At 41.2% G+C, this 14,963-nt stretch carries 15 protein-coding genes; 9 read left to right on the top strand and 6 right to left on the bottom strand.

Going from position 1 to position 14,963, the window contains the following annotated elements; translation table 11 throughout:
* Positions 1 to 93: 93 nt before the first annotated feature.
* The 5 genes from H5160_RS13675 to galE are packed head-to-tail and all read right to left on the bottom strand — an operon-like array spanning position 94 to position 5,687.
* A complete protein-coding gene (locus tag H5160_RS13675; RefSeq protein WP_182737763.1) occupies positions 94 to 1,416 on the bottom strand; it encodes a dienelactone hydrolase family protein in 1,323 nt (440 codons plus the stop codon).
* Positions 1,417 to 1,445: 29 nt separating this feature from the next.
* Positions 1,446 to 2,450 carry a Gfo/Idh/MocA family protein gene (locus H5160_RS13680; RefSeq protein ID WP_182737764.1) on the bottom strand — a complete coding sequence of 335 codons (1,005 nt, stop codon included), beginning with the start codon at positions 2,448 to 2,450 and terminating at the stop codon, positions 1,446 to 1,448.
* Positions 2,451 to 2,469: 19 nt separating this feature from the next.
* Positions 2,470 to 3,618: a galactokinase gene (galK, locus tag H5160_RS13685; RefSeq protein WP_024606495.1), complete on the bottom strand. Its 1,149-nt coding sequence runs from the start codon at positions 3,616 to 3,618 to the stop codon at positions 2,470 to 2,472.
* Positions 3,608 to 4,672, bottom strand: a complete 1,065-nt coding sequence (locus tag H5160_RS13690; protein ID WP_182716030.1) for a UDP-glucose--hexose-1-phosphate uridylyltransferase — start codon at positions 4,670 to 4,672, stop codon at positions 3,608 to 3,610. Before H5160_RS13690 ends, galK begins: the two co-directional genes overlap by 11 nt.
* Before the next feature lies 1 nt (position 4,673).
* Complete coding sequence (galE, locus tag H5160_RS13695; protein ID WP_149601995.1) at positions 4,674 to 5,687, bottom strand: UDP-glucose 4-epimerase GalE; 1,014 nt, start codon at positions 5,685 to 5,687, stop codon at positions 4,674 to 4,676.
* A gap of 267 nt (positions 5,688 to 5,954) precedes the next feature.
* On the opposite strand from galE, the gene H5160_RS13700 reads away from it, so the two are divergent.
* Together H5160_RS13700 and H5160_RS13705 are read left to right on the top strand one after the other, a co-directional pair.
* A complete protein-coding gene (locus H5160_RS13700; RefSeq protein WP_182737765.1) occupies positions 5,955 to 6,785 on the top strand; it encodes an SDR family NAD(P)-dependent oxidoreductase in 831 nt (276 codons plus the stop codon).
* Entirely contained in the window at positions 6,785 to 7,141 is a 357-nt protein-coding gene (locus H5160_RS13705) for a putative quinol monooxygenase (protein WP_002958855.1), read from the top strand. Before H5160_RS13700 ends, H5160_RS13705 begins: the two co-directional genes overlap by 1 nt.
* Before the next feature lie 62 nt (positions 7,142 to 7,203).
* Here the strand turns inward: H5160_RS13705 and H5160_RS13710 are convergent, their stop codons facing one another.
* On the bottom strand, positions 7,204 to 7,446 hold the full coding sequence (locus H5160_RS13710) for a YdcH family protein (RefSeq protein WP_002958856.1): 243 nt from the start codon (positions 7,444 to 7,446) through the stop codon (positions 7,204 to 7,206).
* Positions 7,447 to 7,996: 550 nt separating this feature from the next.
* Between H5160_RS13710 and H5160_RS13715 the strand changes: the two genes are divergently transcribed.
* From H5160_RS13715 to H5160_RS13745, 7 genes are all read left to right on the top strand, one after another.
* A complete protein-coding gene (locus tag H5160_RS13715) occupies positions 7,997 to 8,578 on the top strand; it encodes an aminodeoxychorismate/anthranilate synthase component II (protein WP_024596662.1) in 582 nt (193 codons plus the stop codon).
* A 43-nt stretch (positions 8,579 to 8,621) separates the two neighbouring features.
* Entirely contained in the window at positions 8,622 to 9,782 is a 1,161-nt protein-coding gene (locus H5160_RS13720; RefSeq protein WP_182737766.1) for an HDOD domain-containing protein, read from the top strand.
* 379 nt (positions 9,783 to 10,161) lie between these two features.
* Positions 10,162 to 11,367 carry an aspartate aminotransferase family protein gene (locus tag H5160_RS13725; protein WP_182737588.1) on the top strand — a complete coding sequence of 402 codons (1,206 nt, stop codon included), beginning with the start codon at positions 10,162 to 10,164 and terminating at the stop codon, positions 11,365 to 11,367.
* An 85-nt stretch (positions 11,368 to 11,452) separates the two neighbouring features.
* Positions 11,453 to 12,469 carry an arginine N-succinyltransferase gene (gene astA / locus H5160_RS13730; RefSeq protein ID WP_024597056.1) on the top strand — a complete coding sequence of 339 codons (1,017 nt, stop codon included), beginning with the start codon at positions 11,453 to 11,455 and terminating at the stop codon, positions 12,467 to 12,469.
* A gap of 15 nt (positions 12,470 to 12,484) precedes the next feature.
* Complete coding sequence (gene astD, locus H5160_RS13735) at positions 12,485 to 13,954, top strand: succinylglutamate-semialdehyde dehydrogenase (RefSeq protein WP_182693187.1); 1,470 nt, start codon at positions 12,485 to 12,487, stop codon at positions 13,952 to 13,954.
* Positions 13,955 to 14,086: 132 nt separating this feature from the next.
* Positions 14,087 to 14,434: a DUF3802 family protein gene (locus tag H5160_RS13740; RefSeq protein WP_002958862.1), complete on the top strand. Its 348-nt coding sequence runs from the start codon at positions 14,087 to 14,089 to the stop codon at positions 14,432 to 14,434.
* A gap of 86 nt (positions 14,435 to 14,520) precedes the next feature.
* Positions 14,521 to 14,934 carry an OsmC family protein gene (locus H5160_RS13745; protein WP_002958863.1) on the top strand — a complete coding sequence of 138 codons (414 nt, stop codon included), beginning with the start codon at positions 14,521 to 14,523 and terminating at the stop codon, positions 14,932 to 14,934.
* Positions 14,935 to 14,963 lie beyond the last annotated feature (29 nt).

Here is a 14,963-nt window from a genome sequence, read left to right on the forward strand (position 1 = left end):
CTGGTAACTCTTTTATATAAAAGGCGTTTTATTTTTGCATTATTTTAAGGGCGTATGCGGCTATTGATTAAAATAACCGCTTAAAGTTTATTATTACTTGGTGTGAGGTTTAGCTTGTTGCCAATCCATACCGGTAGAAAAGCGATTATCAAACCCGCGCCACTGTGGCAGCGGCTTACCATCAACAACAGCTTGGTCGCCGTTTTGTGGTAAATCTAAGTATTTACACTCGCTGGCTATGCCTTTTACGTGGCAATCCATCATGGCAAGTACAAAGTGTTTGTTGGTCTCGTTTAGTGTGCGCATAGACCACGAAGGCTCGTAGTAATGGCCTATATCTAGCTCACTGCTGCTTTGTGCAATAGCAGGGGCTGGGTGTGGTGCAATATTATGGCGTGCATTTTTGTAAGTAAGCATGTACTTATATTTGCTGCCTGTTTGTTCATAAAGACTTTTAATGCCTTCATAGCCTGAAATGTCATCTAAGTCACCAGCTACATAAAGCGAAGGTACTTTAATATTTTCCATTGCTTTGGCATCAAATATAGCGTGCTGTCCGCCCCATGGTGCAAAGGCCACCATCGCTTTTATACGAGGGTCTATTTTTGGGTTTTGGTATTGTCCACCAGCGCAGCTGTTTAGTAATTGCTGTACTTTTTTAATTTGAGCTGGGTCTTTCATACCCGCAAACATAGCCGTAGTTTGCTCATTAAAAGCGTAACAACCACCTATCGTATTTACCGCGCCATAGCCACCCATTGAGTAACCAATTACACCTGCGCTTTTGTTATCTACCTGCTTGCTGGCAAAGTTGTTTTGCTCATTAAAGTAATTAATTACAAACTGCTGATCGCGTGAGCGATTTATAAGCGTGCTAAAAAAGCCAGAAAACGGTGCGTTTTCAAAATCAACATCGGCATTGGTTGAGTCAGTATGGTCAATAGCTACCACAATGTAACCGTGCGACGCTAAATGCTCGCCAAGGTAGTACATAATTGTACGGTAACCGGTATAACCGTGCGAAAGCACTATCACAGGGTAGTGCTCTTTATTATTAATGGCGACATCACGCATTGCATCGGCTTGCAAAGTAAACTCTTTACCTGAGCGAGTTTCATCTGTGTAGCTGCTAAGTGGCGCTTTTGCTGTATTTGCAGCCGGATACCACACCTCTACTTTTAAAGGACGATCTTTTTGACCTTGTGTAGCGGGGTCAAATTGCGCAGGGTTAACTAAATCAAGTGTTTGCACACCTATATTGTAGCTACCTTTAGCTGCAAGCTCTGGCAGTACTTCGCTAGTGAGTGGCGGGTATAGCTGCTCTGGTTTATTAGATTCAGCAACAGCTACACTGGCAGATAAACTGCACGTTGCAAGTAATATGGCTTTTGAAAGCGCCTTGAGTGTGTGTGTCATTGTGTGTCCTTGTTGTGTATTTTTATTTTTTAATTAGTCAGTTCAGCCGACTCGACGACATTGCTATATTGCAACTGCCACTGTGCTCGCAAGGTATCCATTATGTTCATAACTCGTAAGCTAGTACTGAGGGGCAACACGCTGCTTTGAGTTTGTTTTTGTAATATACACTGCGTGACATGTGCAATTTCAAACTTAAAGTTTTCATCGTCGCTAAAGTCGTATTCAAGGTACTGAGGGTCTTGGTCTTTTATGTGTAGCTCTAGCGTTTGTGCACCTACAAACTGAGGTATTCGAATATAGCCAAGCTCACCATTAATACATGCTTCTGTGGGGCCACTTTGTTGTAATGCGCTGGCAAGAGATGCAAATTGCCCGTTACCGTAATCAACTATAGCAGTGCTTCGCTCATCAACGCCGGTTGTGCTTTTATGTACAAAGGAGTTGATGTGTTCAGGGGCTTTATTAAATACCACATCAGCAATCGAAATAGGATAAATACCTAAATCGAGCAGGGCGCCACCCGCTGTTACAGGGTTCATTAATCGGTGAGTGTCGGCAAAGCTGCCAGGTAAACTAAAGTTGGCATTAACACTGTGCACATTACCAATAACACCTTCACTTAGGAGCTGTTGTAATTTTACTATGGCTGGTAAAAACCGCATCCAAACGCCTTCCATTAAAAAGCAGTTTTGTTGCTTGGCAAGCTCAGTGAGACTTTGCAACTGCTTAGAATTAACGGTGATTGGTTTTTCGCTTAGCACGTGCTTATTGTGTTTTAAGCATTGGGCTATCGTTTTAAAGTGTTGATCGTGGGTATTGGCAATATAAATAGCATCTATATTTGGGCATTGCATAAGAGCTTGATAGCTTTCATAGCCTTGAATATTGTACGGTGTGGCAAATTCTTTAGCGCGCTGTATACTCGTTGATGCCGCGCCAATAAGCTGTGCGTCACTGCAATGCGCAATGCTTGTAGCAAAGGTGTGAGCTATATTGCCACACCCAATAATTCCCCAATTAACCTTTGCCATGCTTATTCCTTAAGTTTATTTAAAAAGACGTAATTTGTAATCCTGAACCCGCTGAACATACGTAAATATCAGCATTTAAATTAAAGCGTTCAAAGTAATGCTTTTCTACCGCTGCTTTAATTAGTGGTACTTCCGCATCACGACATAAACATACAATTGCGCCACCAAAACCACCCCCTGTCATACGAACTGCGCCACGCTCGCCCATCGCTTCTTTACAAATTTCTACTAAGCCATCGGTTGCAGGTACGGTTACTTCAAAGTCGTGTTTAAGTGATTGATGCGATGCTGCCATTAGCGTGCGAAGTGCATCCATATCGTTATTTTGTAGTGCAGTAGTTGCTGCAATTACACGGTCGTTTTCGCTAATTACGTGGTGTGCACGTTTATATTCGTTTTCGCTTAATGTCGCTTTTACTGCTTGCAGGCCAGCCATGGTGGCTTGGCGAAGTGTTTCTACACCCATTTTTACAGCAGCTTGTTCGCAGTCAATACGGCGCTGGTTGTATTCGCTATCAACCAACTTACGCGGGTAGTTTGAATTAACAATAACAATATTTAAATCATCAGGAACTTTAACTGATTTGGTTGCGAGGTTTTCACAGTCGATTAATAGTGCATGACCATTCTCGCCTTTAGCTGAAATAAGCTGATCCATAATGCCGCATTGGCAATGCATAAAGTCGTTTTCGGCTTCTTGACCAAATAGCGCAATTTGCTCTGGCGGTAAACCAAGCTGTGCAATATGGTTAAACATACCGCCTACAGCAACTTCTAGTGCGGCCGATGACGACAAGCCACTACCTTGCGGTAAGTTGCTGTCAATAAGTAGGTCGGCGCCACGCAGAGTGTAACCCGCTCTTTTAAGAACGTAAGTAACAGCACGAATGTAGTTACCCCATTGCGATTGGCCTTCAGTGATTTCTTCATCAACACTAAAGCTGTCTTTTTCGCCTGGGTAATTTAAAGAATGCACAGTAATAATATTGTCGTCGCGCTCTTTAAACATCACTTGGGTACGAAACTCTAACGAACACGGTAAAACAAAACCGTCGTTGTAGTCGGTAAATTCGCCAATAAGGTTTACACGCCCCGGTGCTGCTGCAATACCTTGAGCAGGCGCGCCATACAGTGACAAAAATTGTTGTTGGAATTCGTTAAGCTTCATCTGTGTGTCCTGCTGTATCTTTATAGTGTGTTGTACTGGCTGCTTTTAAAATAGAAGCAGCGGTTTCTGCGCTTAAATCGCGCTGGCTTTCGCCTAGCATTTCGTAGCCTACCATGTGTTTTTTAACAGTAGCAGAGCGAAGTAGCGGCGGATAAAAATGGGCATGCAAACGCCAATGTTGCTCATCAGAGCCTCTGTTAGCCGGTGCATTGTGCCATCCCATTGAGTATGGGAAGCTGCAATTAAATACGTTGTCGTACTTAGTGGTTAATACTTTAAGTGCCTGAGCCAAAGAGTCTGTTTGCGCATCGTTTAGCTGGCTAAAGTTTTGAATGTTATCTTTAGTTACTAGCATTGTTTCAAACGGCCATGCTGCCCAAAATGGCACTACAACAAGCCAATGTTCGTTTTCAAATACAACACGTGTTTGATCTGCTTGCTCTTTTTGCGCGTAATCGGCAAGCATAGCTGTGCCATGCTTTTTATAATAGGCGAGCTGCTGGGTATCTTCGGCTTCTATTTCGGTTGATAAATGCGAGTGAGCCCAAACTTGGCCGTGAGGATGAGGTTGCGAACAACCCATGATCTCGCCTTTATTTTCAAAAACTTGTACGCATTCGTACTGCTGTGCAAGCTCTGTGTAATTTTGTTTCCAGGTTTTCACTACTTCGTGCAATGCGTTTTGGCTAAGCTCTGGTAGTGTTTTATTATGCTCTGGAGAAAAACAAATTACGCGGCATTCGCCACTGGCTTCGTCGGCAATAAATAAATCACTGTCTGACTCTAAGCTTTGTAATTGCTCGCTGGCATTAGGCGTTAATGCACCAAAGTCATTTCTAAATACGTGTGTGTATTTATAATCTGGGTTACTGTCGCCATTTGCACGGGTATTACTTGGGCAAAGTGGGCAGCTTTCATCGTGTTTTGGTAATACGTTTTCGTTAACGGCTTCTGTTGCGCCTAACCATGGGCGGTTATTACGATGTGGTGACACTAATACCCAACGACCCGTTAGCGGGTTTTTACGTCTGTGAGTACTTTCTAATAAAGCCATGTTAACTCTCCAACCCACTTGGGTAATTAGTTTGCCAGCGCCATGTGTCGTTTGTCATGTCGCTAAGTGTTAGTTCTGCGTACCAGTTAAGTGTGTTTTGCGCTTTTGTAGCATCGGCGTAGTTACAGGCAATATCACCTGCTCGGCGCGGTGCAATCTTATACGGAATATCTTTATTGGCTGATGCGCTAAATGCGTTGATCATATCAAGCACAGAATAACCTTGCCCTGTGCCTAAGTTGTAAGCATGAAATGCGGTATCTGTTTTATGCTGCATAAATGCCGCAACATGACCTTTAGCTAAATCTAAAACATGAATATAGTCGCGCACACCTGTGCCATCTTCGGTGTCGTAGTCGTCACCAAAAATATTAACCACGTCACGTTTACCTACTGCAGTTTGGGCAATAAATGGCATTAAGTTATTAGGAATACCATTAGGACTTTCACCTAATAAACCACTTGGGTGTGCACCTACTGGGTTAAAGTAACGAAGCGCAATACCCATAAATTGACTGTTGGCATTACATACGTCTTGCATGGCTTGTTCAACCATGACTTTAGTCCAACCATAAGGGTTCGTTGCGCGTATAGGGTGCTTTTCGTCAATAGGGAGGTAGTCTGGCTCGCCGTATACTGTAGCCGATGAGCTAAATATAATATGGTTAACGCCTTCATCTTGCATGTTTTGTAGCATGCTTAATGTGCCCGACACGTTATTTTGATAATAACGCAGCGGTTGCTCGGTAGATTCGCCAACGGCTTTTAAAGCTGCAAAGTGAAAAACAGCTTCGGCTTTAGTGTGTTTTAGAGCGAGCTTAAACTGTTGCTCGTCTTGAATGTCGCCCAAAATAAACTCAAACCGAGTACCCGTAATCTTTTCGAGTTGGTCAAGTACCCGCGCACTTGCATTAGACAAGTTATCATAAATAACAGGCGTAATACCTGCTTCATGCAATGCAATACATGTGTGGCTACCTATGTAACCCATGCCGCCAGTAACTAAAACTTTCATGTTATTTCTCGAAAAGTGTATTTATATGATAAATACTACTATTAAGGTGGTTTAAAAACAATAGTTATGATTGCTGAGTAATTCAAATAAAAGCATAAAAAATATTCAGCTTAAACACTCATCTGCCTTTTAAAGGAATACTTTTATATTAACTAACATAGGCTTAGCTTTATCAATTAATTCTGTAAACTGATTCAACTATTGGCCTAATTATCAGCAGTAAGTCGGGGTGCTAATATAGCGAAAATAAAGTAAGGAGAGATCAACATGAACAAAACAATTTTACTTACCGGCGCAACCGATGGCATTGGGCTAGAAACTGCAAATATGTTATTAGCACAAGGTCACACCGTATTATTACATGGCCGCAGCCAAGCAAAGCTCAATGCGCTGCAAGCAGCTTTAACCGAGCAATACCCAAATGCAAGTACACATACTTATATTGCTGATTTAAGCGATATGAGCCAAGTTCAAACTTTGGCAAAAAATGTATTAGCCGATATGGCCGAAAATAATAACCAGCTCGACGTACTTATTAATAATGCAGGCGTTTATCAATTAGTTGATGCTACAACAATTGACGGCCTTGATGCTCGCTTTGTTGTAAACACGATTGCGCCATATCTTCTTACAAAACTATTATTACCTGTCCTTGGTCATGATTCGCGAGTGGTTAATGTGTCATCAGCTGCGCAATCAAGCGTTAACTTAAATGCACTTATAGGTAACACTGAACTTTCTGATAGTGCGGCTTATGCACAAAGTAAATTGGCTATTACTATGTGGTCACGTCATTTAGGGCTTGAGCTTAAAGATATTGGGCCATTAGTTGTATCGGTAAACCCTAAATCGTTACTGGGAAGTAAAATGGTAAAAGACGCTTACGGTATAGATGGTGGGGACTTAAAAATTGGCGCAGATATTTTTTGTCGCGCAGCGCTTAGTGATGAATTTAAAGATGCCGCAGGCCTGTATTTTGATAACGATACAGGACGCTTTGCGCCTCCTCATGTTGATGCACTTAATAATGCTAAAAATCAACAACTCGTAGATACGTTAGACAGTATTTTAGCACAGCTTAAATTAGGTAAAGCATAATGAAAAATCATGTTACCTGGACAGTACAAGGCCAAATTAAAGAAGGTAAATACGATGAGTTTTTACTGGTAATGGCACAATTAGTTACTTTGGCTAAAAGTGAAGCGGGCACTTTAATGTATGAGTGGACAGTAAGTGAAGACAAGCGCAATGTACATATTTACGAGCGTTACCAAGATGAAGATGCTGCTAAAGCGCATCTTGCTGGTTGGGGCGAAAGTGGCCCACTATTTTTAAGCGTAGTTGATATGGATAAAGTAACGGTATTTAGTCAATTATCAGAAGAGTTTGCACAAGCCTTTGCAGGCCCAAGCAGTGTATTTATGAAACCTGTGGGTGGCTTTGTAAAGTTTTAGAGAAAATACCCATTGTTGATCTAAAGAGCTCACCTCATCAGTGAGCTCTTTTTTTAGTGGCATTACTGCTCTTGCTGCAAGCGCTCGTATAACCAATCTTTTAATTCTGTACGTTCGTGTTTTAATAGATGCATTTGTTCATCGCTTATGGGCGCATCTTTGAGCTCTAACACTCTAATCTCTTTATCTAGCTTGTCGTACTTATCTGCTTTTTTTGCAAATTCAGTATCGCTTTCATTTAACTCGGCAATGGTCTTTAAGTATTCTGGAAAGTCATTTGTTAATGAGTGGTCTTCGCCTAACATATTCGCTCCTTAGTAGGATATAAATGAGCTCACAAGTAAGTGAGTTGTATAAGTGAATTACTGCCTTTCATATAATACACTGGGGCTTACATAGATATAATTCAACCATCGAGCCGCTAATTTGATGTAGCACAAACAATCTGTTTATTTTGCTCAGTAAGGCATTTCACCAAAGTATTTAATAGTGCGATCAATAAATGCACGTACTTTAGAGGTCAATAATTTATTGTTGGGGTATACAGCCTACGTAGGTGTATTAACTAATCGTAAAAAGCTTAGGGTTCGATATTATTGCTCAAGGTGCAAGGAATCTCTGGCTAGAGAAAATAAATTTAAATATCATCATGATTCAATACGTTAGTAAATCTCTTAACCAGAGTTAAAGTTAAGTAAACCAATACCCGCTAAAGGCTTTTAAGCATTTTAGCTAAAAGAGTTAATTTTTAACGCTTTTTGCTAATTTATGTTGGTTAATTAATAGTGGTAGAATGCAGCGCTTAGTACCACTTGTGTAAAGTAGTGGTCAATAATTTATAAGGTCTGTTGTGTAATGCTGTTGATGATCGACAACTACGATTCGTTTACTTACAACTTAGTGCAATATTTTCAGCGTTTAGATCAAGACGTTTTAGTGAAACGTAATGATGAGCTAAGCATTGCACAAATAAAACAGTTAAACCCGCAGCACATCGTGTTATCGCCAGGGCCATGCACCCCTAACGAAGCGGGTATTTCACTAAATGTTGTTGAGCAACTAAAAGGGCAATATCCTATTTTAGGGATTTGCTTGGGGCATCAAACTATCGCACAAGCTTTAGGTGGAGATGTAATACGTGCTAAAAAAGTAATGCACGGTAAAACATCACCCATAGTTCATACTAATAAAGGGGTGTTTAAAGGCTTAGCTAATCCGTTAACGGTATGTCGTTATCATTCTTTAGTGGTTAAAGCGCAAACTCTGCCTAAAGAGCTTGAAGTAACCGCATGGACTCAAACTGAGCAAGGCGAGTTTGACGAAATTATGGGGTTGTTACACAATGAACTTGCTATCGAAGGTGTGCAGTTTCATCCCGAAGCTATTTTAACTGCTCAAGGCTTAGAACTGCTTGATAACTTTTTAACTCGCTTCTAATGTTATAATACACATAGCATTTTATACTTTATTAATGGATGTCATGACTGAACTTGAAGCGCAACAGCGTACTGCCAAAATATTAAGCCAACGGGCTCATGACTTATTGCTTGGGCACAGCTTTGCGCATCAGCAAATTGGTTTCATTCATACATTAGATATAGATTACGGCGAACCGATGAAGCAACGTACTTTGCTTCAGGTTGAAGTGGCCGCACAGCATAAACGCCAGCAAAGCAGTACTGCACATCATAAGTATCGCGCTCAAGCGAGTGAGCAACTACACAAAACAATTGAAACAGCTATATATAAGCAGCTCGAAGATATAGATGGCGTAATTCATAGCACCATAGGCATTGAAGATGGCATTGCCAATATACTCGATATATTAGCTGTAAAGTCGGCATCGGTAGGGCGCTTAGAGCCATTGGTAAATGATATAGGCTGGTTGGGTAGGGAGTTAGTCACGCTCGTTAACTTACCCTACTATCGTAATCAGCGTAGTAAAAACACGTCTGTAAAAGTAGATAAACCATCGCTTGCTCTTCGCTATATTGGTCTTGATAACTTACAGCTAGTTATACCTACATTTGCTACGCGTCATTGGATGCCACATAGCACCGAGCCATTTTCATTATTAAAACGCCGGCTACGCGACAGCGCGATGGCAAACGCGATTGCTGCGCAAAAAATTGCACAAATTAATAATGTGAACGACGTTCATGCATTTACCCTAGGTATGCTTTTAGATGTAGGGCGAATTGCATTAGTGCGCTTGTACTTAAAAACGTTTGAGCAAATATGGCAACGTAAAGTACAGCTAGCCCGAAATGAAAACCAAAAAGATTTACACACTGCTTTATTAGAGCTTCAGCCCGACCCGCTATTTTTAACTACTCTACTTAGCAATAAATCGATAGAAGTAAGCGCTAAGGTAATAGACAAAATGGCTTTTAAATATTTACCGTTTAAAGGGGTAATGCAGCAGCTAGTAAATGGGGTAGATAAGGGCGATACATTACTGCCATTAACAGAAGTAATGCTAAAGGCACGGTGCTATTCTCAATATCTTAATTTAAAAGAACATCAACTTATTGAGCCTGATGAAGCTCTAAGCTGGTTTTCGCACTTTAAGTTCACTAAAACGGAACTAAAAACCCTCCAATCGAGTAATTTTACCAATTTAGCTATTCAAATTGACTAAAAATCTGAATTTTTTGTTAATTTTTTTGCGACTAACCATTCATTCTCATCTTATTGTTATATTACATATTTGCCGATTAAAGCGTGTGCGCCTCTGTACTCATGCGGTTAGTTGCCTAAAAATAAGCATAAATAGCTATGCAAATAGTTATTCACTATCTATGAAATAATATCTTTAGCCCTTTATTTTCAAGGGATACATGAAAGTTTTTAACGAGACAGATATAAGTAATTCTGAAATAATGTGCGTCTGAAAATTGAACCACAAAGCAATTTTGCGCAATTATCAGGTTACTGATCTTGCCTATAAAGTTGGTTACAAATATTAACCAAACACCTATTTTGATGTTTTGTGTTGCTCACAATTAAGAGGAAATAAAATGACAGTCAATCGCGAATTATTTGATCACGTAATGGTTCCTAACTACGCACCTTCAAGCGTAATTCCTGTTCGAGGCGAAGGCTCTCGCGTATGGGATCAACAAGGTCGAGAGTTTATCGACTTTGCTGGTGGTATTGCAGTTAACTGTCTTGGCCATTGCCACCCTGCATTAGTAGGCGCATTAAAAGAGCAAGGCGAAAAAATCTGGCATCTATCTAACGTAATGACCAATGAGCCGGCACTTCGCCTAGCTAAAAAAATGGTTGATGCGACATTTGCTGAAAAAGTTTACTTTGCCAACTCTGGCGCAGAAGCAAACGAAGCCGCGCTTAAATTAGCGCGTCGTTTTGCACTTGATAAGTTTGGCGCAGAAAAATCACAAATCATCGCGTTCAACAAAGGTTTCCACGGTCGTACATTCTTTACCGTAACTGTTGGCGGCCAAGCTGCATATTCAGATGGTTTTGGTCCTAAGCCTGGCGACATTGTACATTGTGATTACAATGACCTTGCTGCATTTGAAGCACTTATCAGCGATAAAACATGTGCCGTAATGATGGAACCTCTACAAGGTGAAGGCGGTATTGTTTCACCAACTGATGAGTTTGCTCAAGGCGTTCGCGATTTATGTACTAAACATAACGCATTGCTTATTTTTGATGAAGTTCAAACAGGTGTTGGTCGTACTGGCGATTTATATGCATACCAAGGCTTAAACGTAGTACCTGATATTTTAACTTCGGCTAAAGCACTTGGCGGCGGTTTTCCTATTGGCGCTATGATCACAACAACTGAAATTGCACAGCACCTTAAAGTAGGCACACATGGTTCTACTTATGGCGGTAACCCGCTTGCCTGTGCTGTTGCAGAAGCGGCATTTGATACAGTAAATACCCCAGACGTACTGGCTGGCGTAAAAGAAAAAGCAGCATTATTTAATGAACTACTTAGCGCGGTTAACGAAAAATACAACGTATTTAGCGAAATCCGTGGCCAAGGTTTATTAATTGGTGCAGTAGTGAACGAGCAATACAAAGGTCGTGCAAAAGAGTTTTTAGTGGCAGGTACTGAGCAAGGCCTTATGTCACTAGTTGCCGGTGCAGACGTAATACGTTTCACTCCATCTTTAGTAATTCCTGAAGCGGACATTCGCGAAGGTATGGCACGCTTTGAAAAAGCAGTAGCAAGCGTAGTAAACGCATAAGCGACTTAAGCCAACCAATTAAGGGCAAGCACCGCTTGCCCTGCAATTCCTATTTACCGTTATTTATAAGGGAGCAAGCGGACTCATGATGATCCTTCGCCCAATCCAGCAAAATGATTACTCAGCATTACTGAAAATTGCCCACGAATCTGGGCATGGTTTTACGTCTTTGCCATTAAACGAAGAACTATTGCAAAAGAAAATAGACCATTCTGTAAGTTCATTTGCTAAGCAAACGTCACAACCCGGTGACGAAGGCTACCTGTTTGTTCTTGAAGATAGCGAAACCGGTGATGTTGTAGGTACGTCTGCAATTGAAGCTGCTGTAGGGCTTGATGATGCATTTTATCATTATCACTTAAGTAAAGTGATTCACTCTTCGCGCACATTAAACGTATACAAAGCGGTTGATATTTTAACGCTATGTAACGACTACACAGGCGCTACAGAGCTTTGCACATTATTTTTAAAAGATGGCTATCGTAAAAATTGTAACGGTAAGCTACTTTCAAAAGCGCGCTTTATGTTTATAAAGCAGCATCAAGAGCGTTTTGCACAAACAGTGATTGCAGAAATGCGCGGTGTGTCTGACGAAAACGGCAGTAGCCCTTTTTGGCAGTGGCTTGAAGAGCACTTTTTCTCAATGGATTTTCCAACAGCCGACTACCTAACAGGTATTGGCCAAAAGGTTTTCATTGCTGAACTAATGCCTAAATACCCAATTTATGTAAATTTGCTAAGTAAAGATGCGCAAGCCGTAATAGGTAAAGTACACGACAACACACGCCCAGCAATCGAGTTATTAAAAAGCGAAGGCTTTACGTTTAATGGCTATGTAGACATTTTTGACGGCGGCCCAACGGTTGAAGCAAAAGTAGATAACATTGCGACGATTCGTAATGCAAATAACTTTAACGTTGAAATTGGCGAAATGACTGGCGACACCATGGTGTTACTAGCTAACGAAAAGCTTGAAGATTTTAGAGCAACCGTTGCACCAATGACATTTGACGAGCGCGCAAAAAGCCTTATTTTATCGCAAGAAGTAGCAGATGCATTGCATTTGCAAACTGGCGATATTGTTAGTGCAACCACGATTTAATTTAGGAGAAAGTATATGACTCATCCTGCACAATTTATTAATGGTCAATGGTCACAAGGCCAAGGCACAGAATTTAATTCAGTAAATCCTGCAAATAACGACGTTATTTGGCAGGCATCATCAGCAACTGCGGCGCAAGTAGACACCGCAGTAAATGCAGCGCGCGAAGCGTTTTATGCATGGGCTGATAAAAGCTTTACTGAGCGTTTAGAAATAATTAAAGCATTCGCAGCGCAATTAAAAGAAAACAGCGAAGAGCTCGCTATTACTATCGCACAAGAAACAGGTAAGCCACTGTGGGAAACTCGCACAGAAGCGGGTGCTATGGTTGGTAAAATTGCCATTTCTGAAAAAGCATTTTTAGAGCGCACTGGCGACGTAGAAAACGCAATGCCACTTGGCCGTGCAATGATCCGTCATAAGCCACATGGGGTTGTAGCCGTATTTGGTCCGTATAACTTTCCGGGTCACTTACCTAATGGCCACATTGTGCCAGCGCTTTTAGCAGGTAACACGGTTGTATTTAAACCGTCTGAACTGACTCCTAAAGTTGCCGAGCTTACGCTTAAACTGTGGGAAAAAGCAGGCTTACCAGCCGGTGTAATCAACCTCGTTCAAGGTGAAGTAGAAACGGGTAAAGCCCTTGCTGCTCACAAAGGGATTGATGGCTTGTTCTTTACGGGTTCTTCGCGTACTGGTCATATTTTACATGAACAGTTTGCGGGTCAACCGGGTAAAATTTTAGCGCTAGAAATGGGTGGTAATAATCCACTTATTATTACTGACGTTGAAGACACTAAAGCGGTTGTTCACGATATTATTCAATCAGCGTTTATCTCAAGCGGCCAGCGTTGTACATGTGCACGTAAACTGTTTTTACCTAAAGGTAGCAAAGGCGATGTAATTTTAGAGCGCCTTATCACTGCAACTAAAGCGATTAAAGTAGGTAACTACGATGATGCAGACCAGCCATTTATGGGCTCTATGATCTCATCAGCGGCAGCAGCGGGCATGGTTAAAGCGCAAAACGAGCTTGTTGAGCTTGGCGCTCAAGTATTAGTAGAGCTTGAGCACACAGCTAATACTGGCTTTGTAACACCAGGTATTATTGAGTGTACAAATATTAGTGACTTCCCAGATGAAGAGCATTTTGGACCACTTTTAAAAGTATTCCGCTTTGACGACTTTGACCAAGCCATTGATAAAGCAAACGATACAACCTTTGGTTTATCGGCTGGTTTATTAAGTGATAGTGCAGCAGATTACGACCATTTTTTACGTCGTATTCGCGCTGGTATTGTTAACTGGAACCGCCCAATTACTGGCGCATCAAGCGCAGCACCATTTGGTGGTATTGGCGCATCGGGCAATCACAGAGCTAGCGCGTATTATGCAGCTGATTACTGTGCATACCCAGTTGCTTCAGTAGAGCTTGAAAAAGTAGCGATGCCAGCAACACTAAGCCCAGGCTTAAAAATAGATTAAGCAGTAATACTACTTAATCATTACAAAAGCAGCTTCGGCTGCTTTTTTTGTATTGCTATCGTACAAGGCTAGTAATTATCGACTCTTTCTGCTTAAATCAGCATAATTAAATATATTTAGGTGGTTCGCATAATGGTTTTAGATAGGCAAGGGTACGATGATTTGATCATGTATCTAACTCAAAATTTAGCGTTGTTTGAGAAGCCAGGCGAAATAAAACCAGGCGCTCCAACAGTAATGGAATTAATCGAAGACGTCATTGCACAAAATGTGATGCTTATTTGCGAGCAGCACACAGACCTCAACACAGAGCAGCGTAGTCAAATTGTACGTGAAGTTGATGGCATAGTTTACGATTTAGAAGAAGTCCTCAGCAGCATCACCTCACAGCCTGTCACGGTTGAACAGCATGCCTTTATAGATGAATTTGCAGGTTTAGTGAAAAACCTCTTTGATAGCGCTTTAGCACAACAATCTTAGCCATTTTATAGCCCTGCGTTGCATTTTCATTTGCAACTACGGCTAAGTTGCTTACAATCAAGAAAATATTTTTTTGAGATATAACAATGCAAGCAAATGTAAAATGGGTTGAAGGCGATACGTTTATTGGCCGTTCTAATTCTAACCACAATGTTGTGTTTGATGGCGGCAGCGATAGCGCAGCACCAAGCCCAATGGAAATGGTTTTAATGTCAGTTGGCTGTTGCTCATCAGTTGATGTGGTTAGTATTTTAAAAAAAGCTAAACAAGATTTTTCAGACGTGCAAGTGCAACTCAGTGCAGAACGCGCCGAAACAGCACCGCGCGTGTTTACCAAAATCAACTTACACTTTGTTGTTAAAGGCAATAATGTGTCTGAAAAGCACCTTGCACGTGCAGTTTCACTCTCTGCTGAAAAGTATTGCTCGGTTGCATTAATGCTTGATAAAACAGTAGAAATTACGCATAGCCACGAAGTTGTGCAAGATCAAGCAAAATAACGCTTTTTCCACGAGGAAAATTCGTATAA

Source organism: Pseudoalteromonas sp. SG43-4 (assembly GCF_014164325.1).
GTDB lineage: Bacteria > Pseudomonadota > Gammaproteobacteria > Enterobacterales > Alteromonadaceae > Pseudoalteromonas > Pseudoalteromonas distincta.

Coding starts and splice junctions, on each gene's coding strand:
- astD (WP_182693187.1), top strand. CDS start 12,485: ATGACTCATCCTGCACAATTTATTAATGGTCAATGGTCACAAGGCCAA.
- H5160_RS13700 (WP_182737765.1), top strand. CDS start 5,955: ATGAACAAAACAATTTTACTTACCGGCGCAACCGATGGCATTGGGCTA.
- astA (WP_024597056.1), top strand. CDS start 11,453: ATGATGATCCTTCGCCCAATCCAGCAAAATGATTACTCAGCATTACTG.
- H5160_RS13705 (WP_002958855.1), top strand. CDS start 6,785: ATGAAAAATCATGTTACCTGGACAGTACAAGGCCAAATTAAAGAAGGT.
- H5160_RS13745 (WP_002958863.1), top strand. CDS start 14,521: ATGCAAGCAAATGTAAAATGGGTTGAAGGCGATACGTTTATTGGCCGT.
- H5160_RS13680 (WP_182737764.1), bottom strand. CDS start 2,450: ATGGCAAAGGTTAATTGGGGAATTATTGGGTGTGGCAATATAGCTCAC.
- H5160_RS13725 (WP_182737588.1), top strand. CDS start 10,162: ATGACAGTCAATCGCGAATTATTTGATCACGTAATGGTTCCTAACTAC.
- H5160_RS13710 (WP_002958856.1), bottom strand. CDS start 7,446: ATGTTAGGCGAAGACCACTCATTAACAAATGACTTTCCAGAATACTTA.
- galE (WP_149601995.1), bottom strand. CDS start 5,687: ATGAAAGTTTTAGTTACTGGCGGCATGGGTTACATAGGTAGCCACACA.
- H5160_RS13690 (WP_182716030.1), bottom strand. CDS start 4,672: ATGGCTTTATTAGAAAGTACTCACAGACGTAAAAACCCGCTAACGGGT.
- H5160_RS13675 (WP_182737763.1), bottom strand. CDS start 1,416: ATGACACACACACTCAAGGCGCTTTCAAAAGCCATATTACTTGCAACG.
- galK (WP_024606495.1), bottom strand. CDS start 3,618: ATGAAGCTTAACGAATTCCAACAACAATTTTTGTCACTGTATGGCGCG.
- H5160_RS13720 (WP_182737766.1), top strand. CDS start 8,622: ATGACTGAACTTGAAGCGCAACAGCGTACTGCCAAAATATTAAGCCAA.
- H5160_RS13715 (WP_024596662.1), top strand. CDS start 7,997: ATGCTGTTGATGATCGACAACTACGATTCGTTTACTTACAACTTAGTG.
- H5160_RS13740 (WP_002958862.1), top strand. CDS start 14,087: ATGGTTTTAGATAGGCAAGGGTACGATGATTTGATCATGTATCTAACT.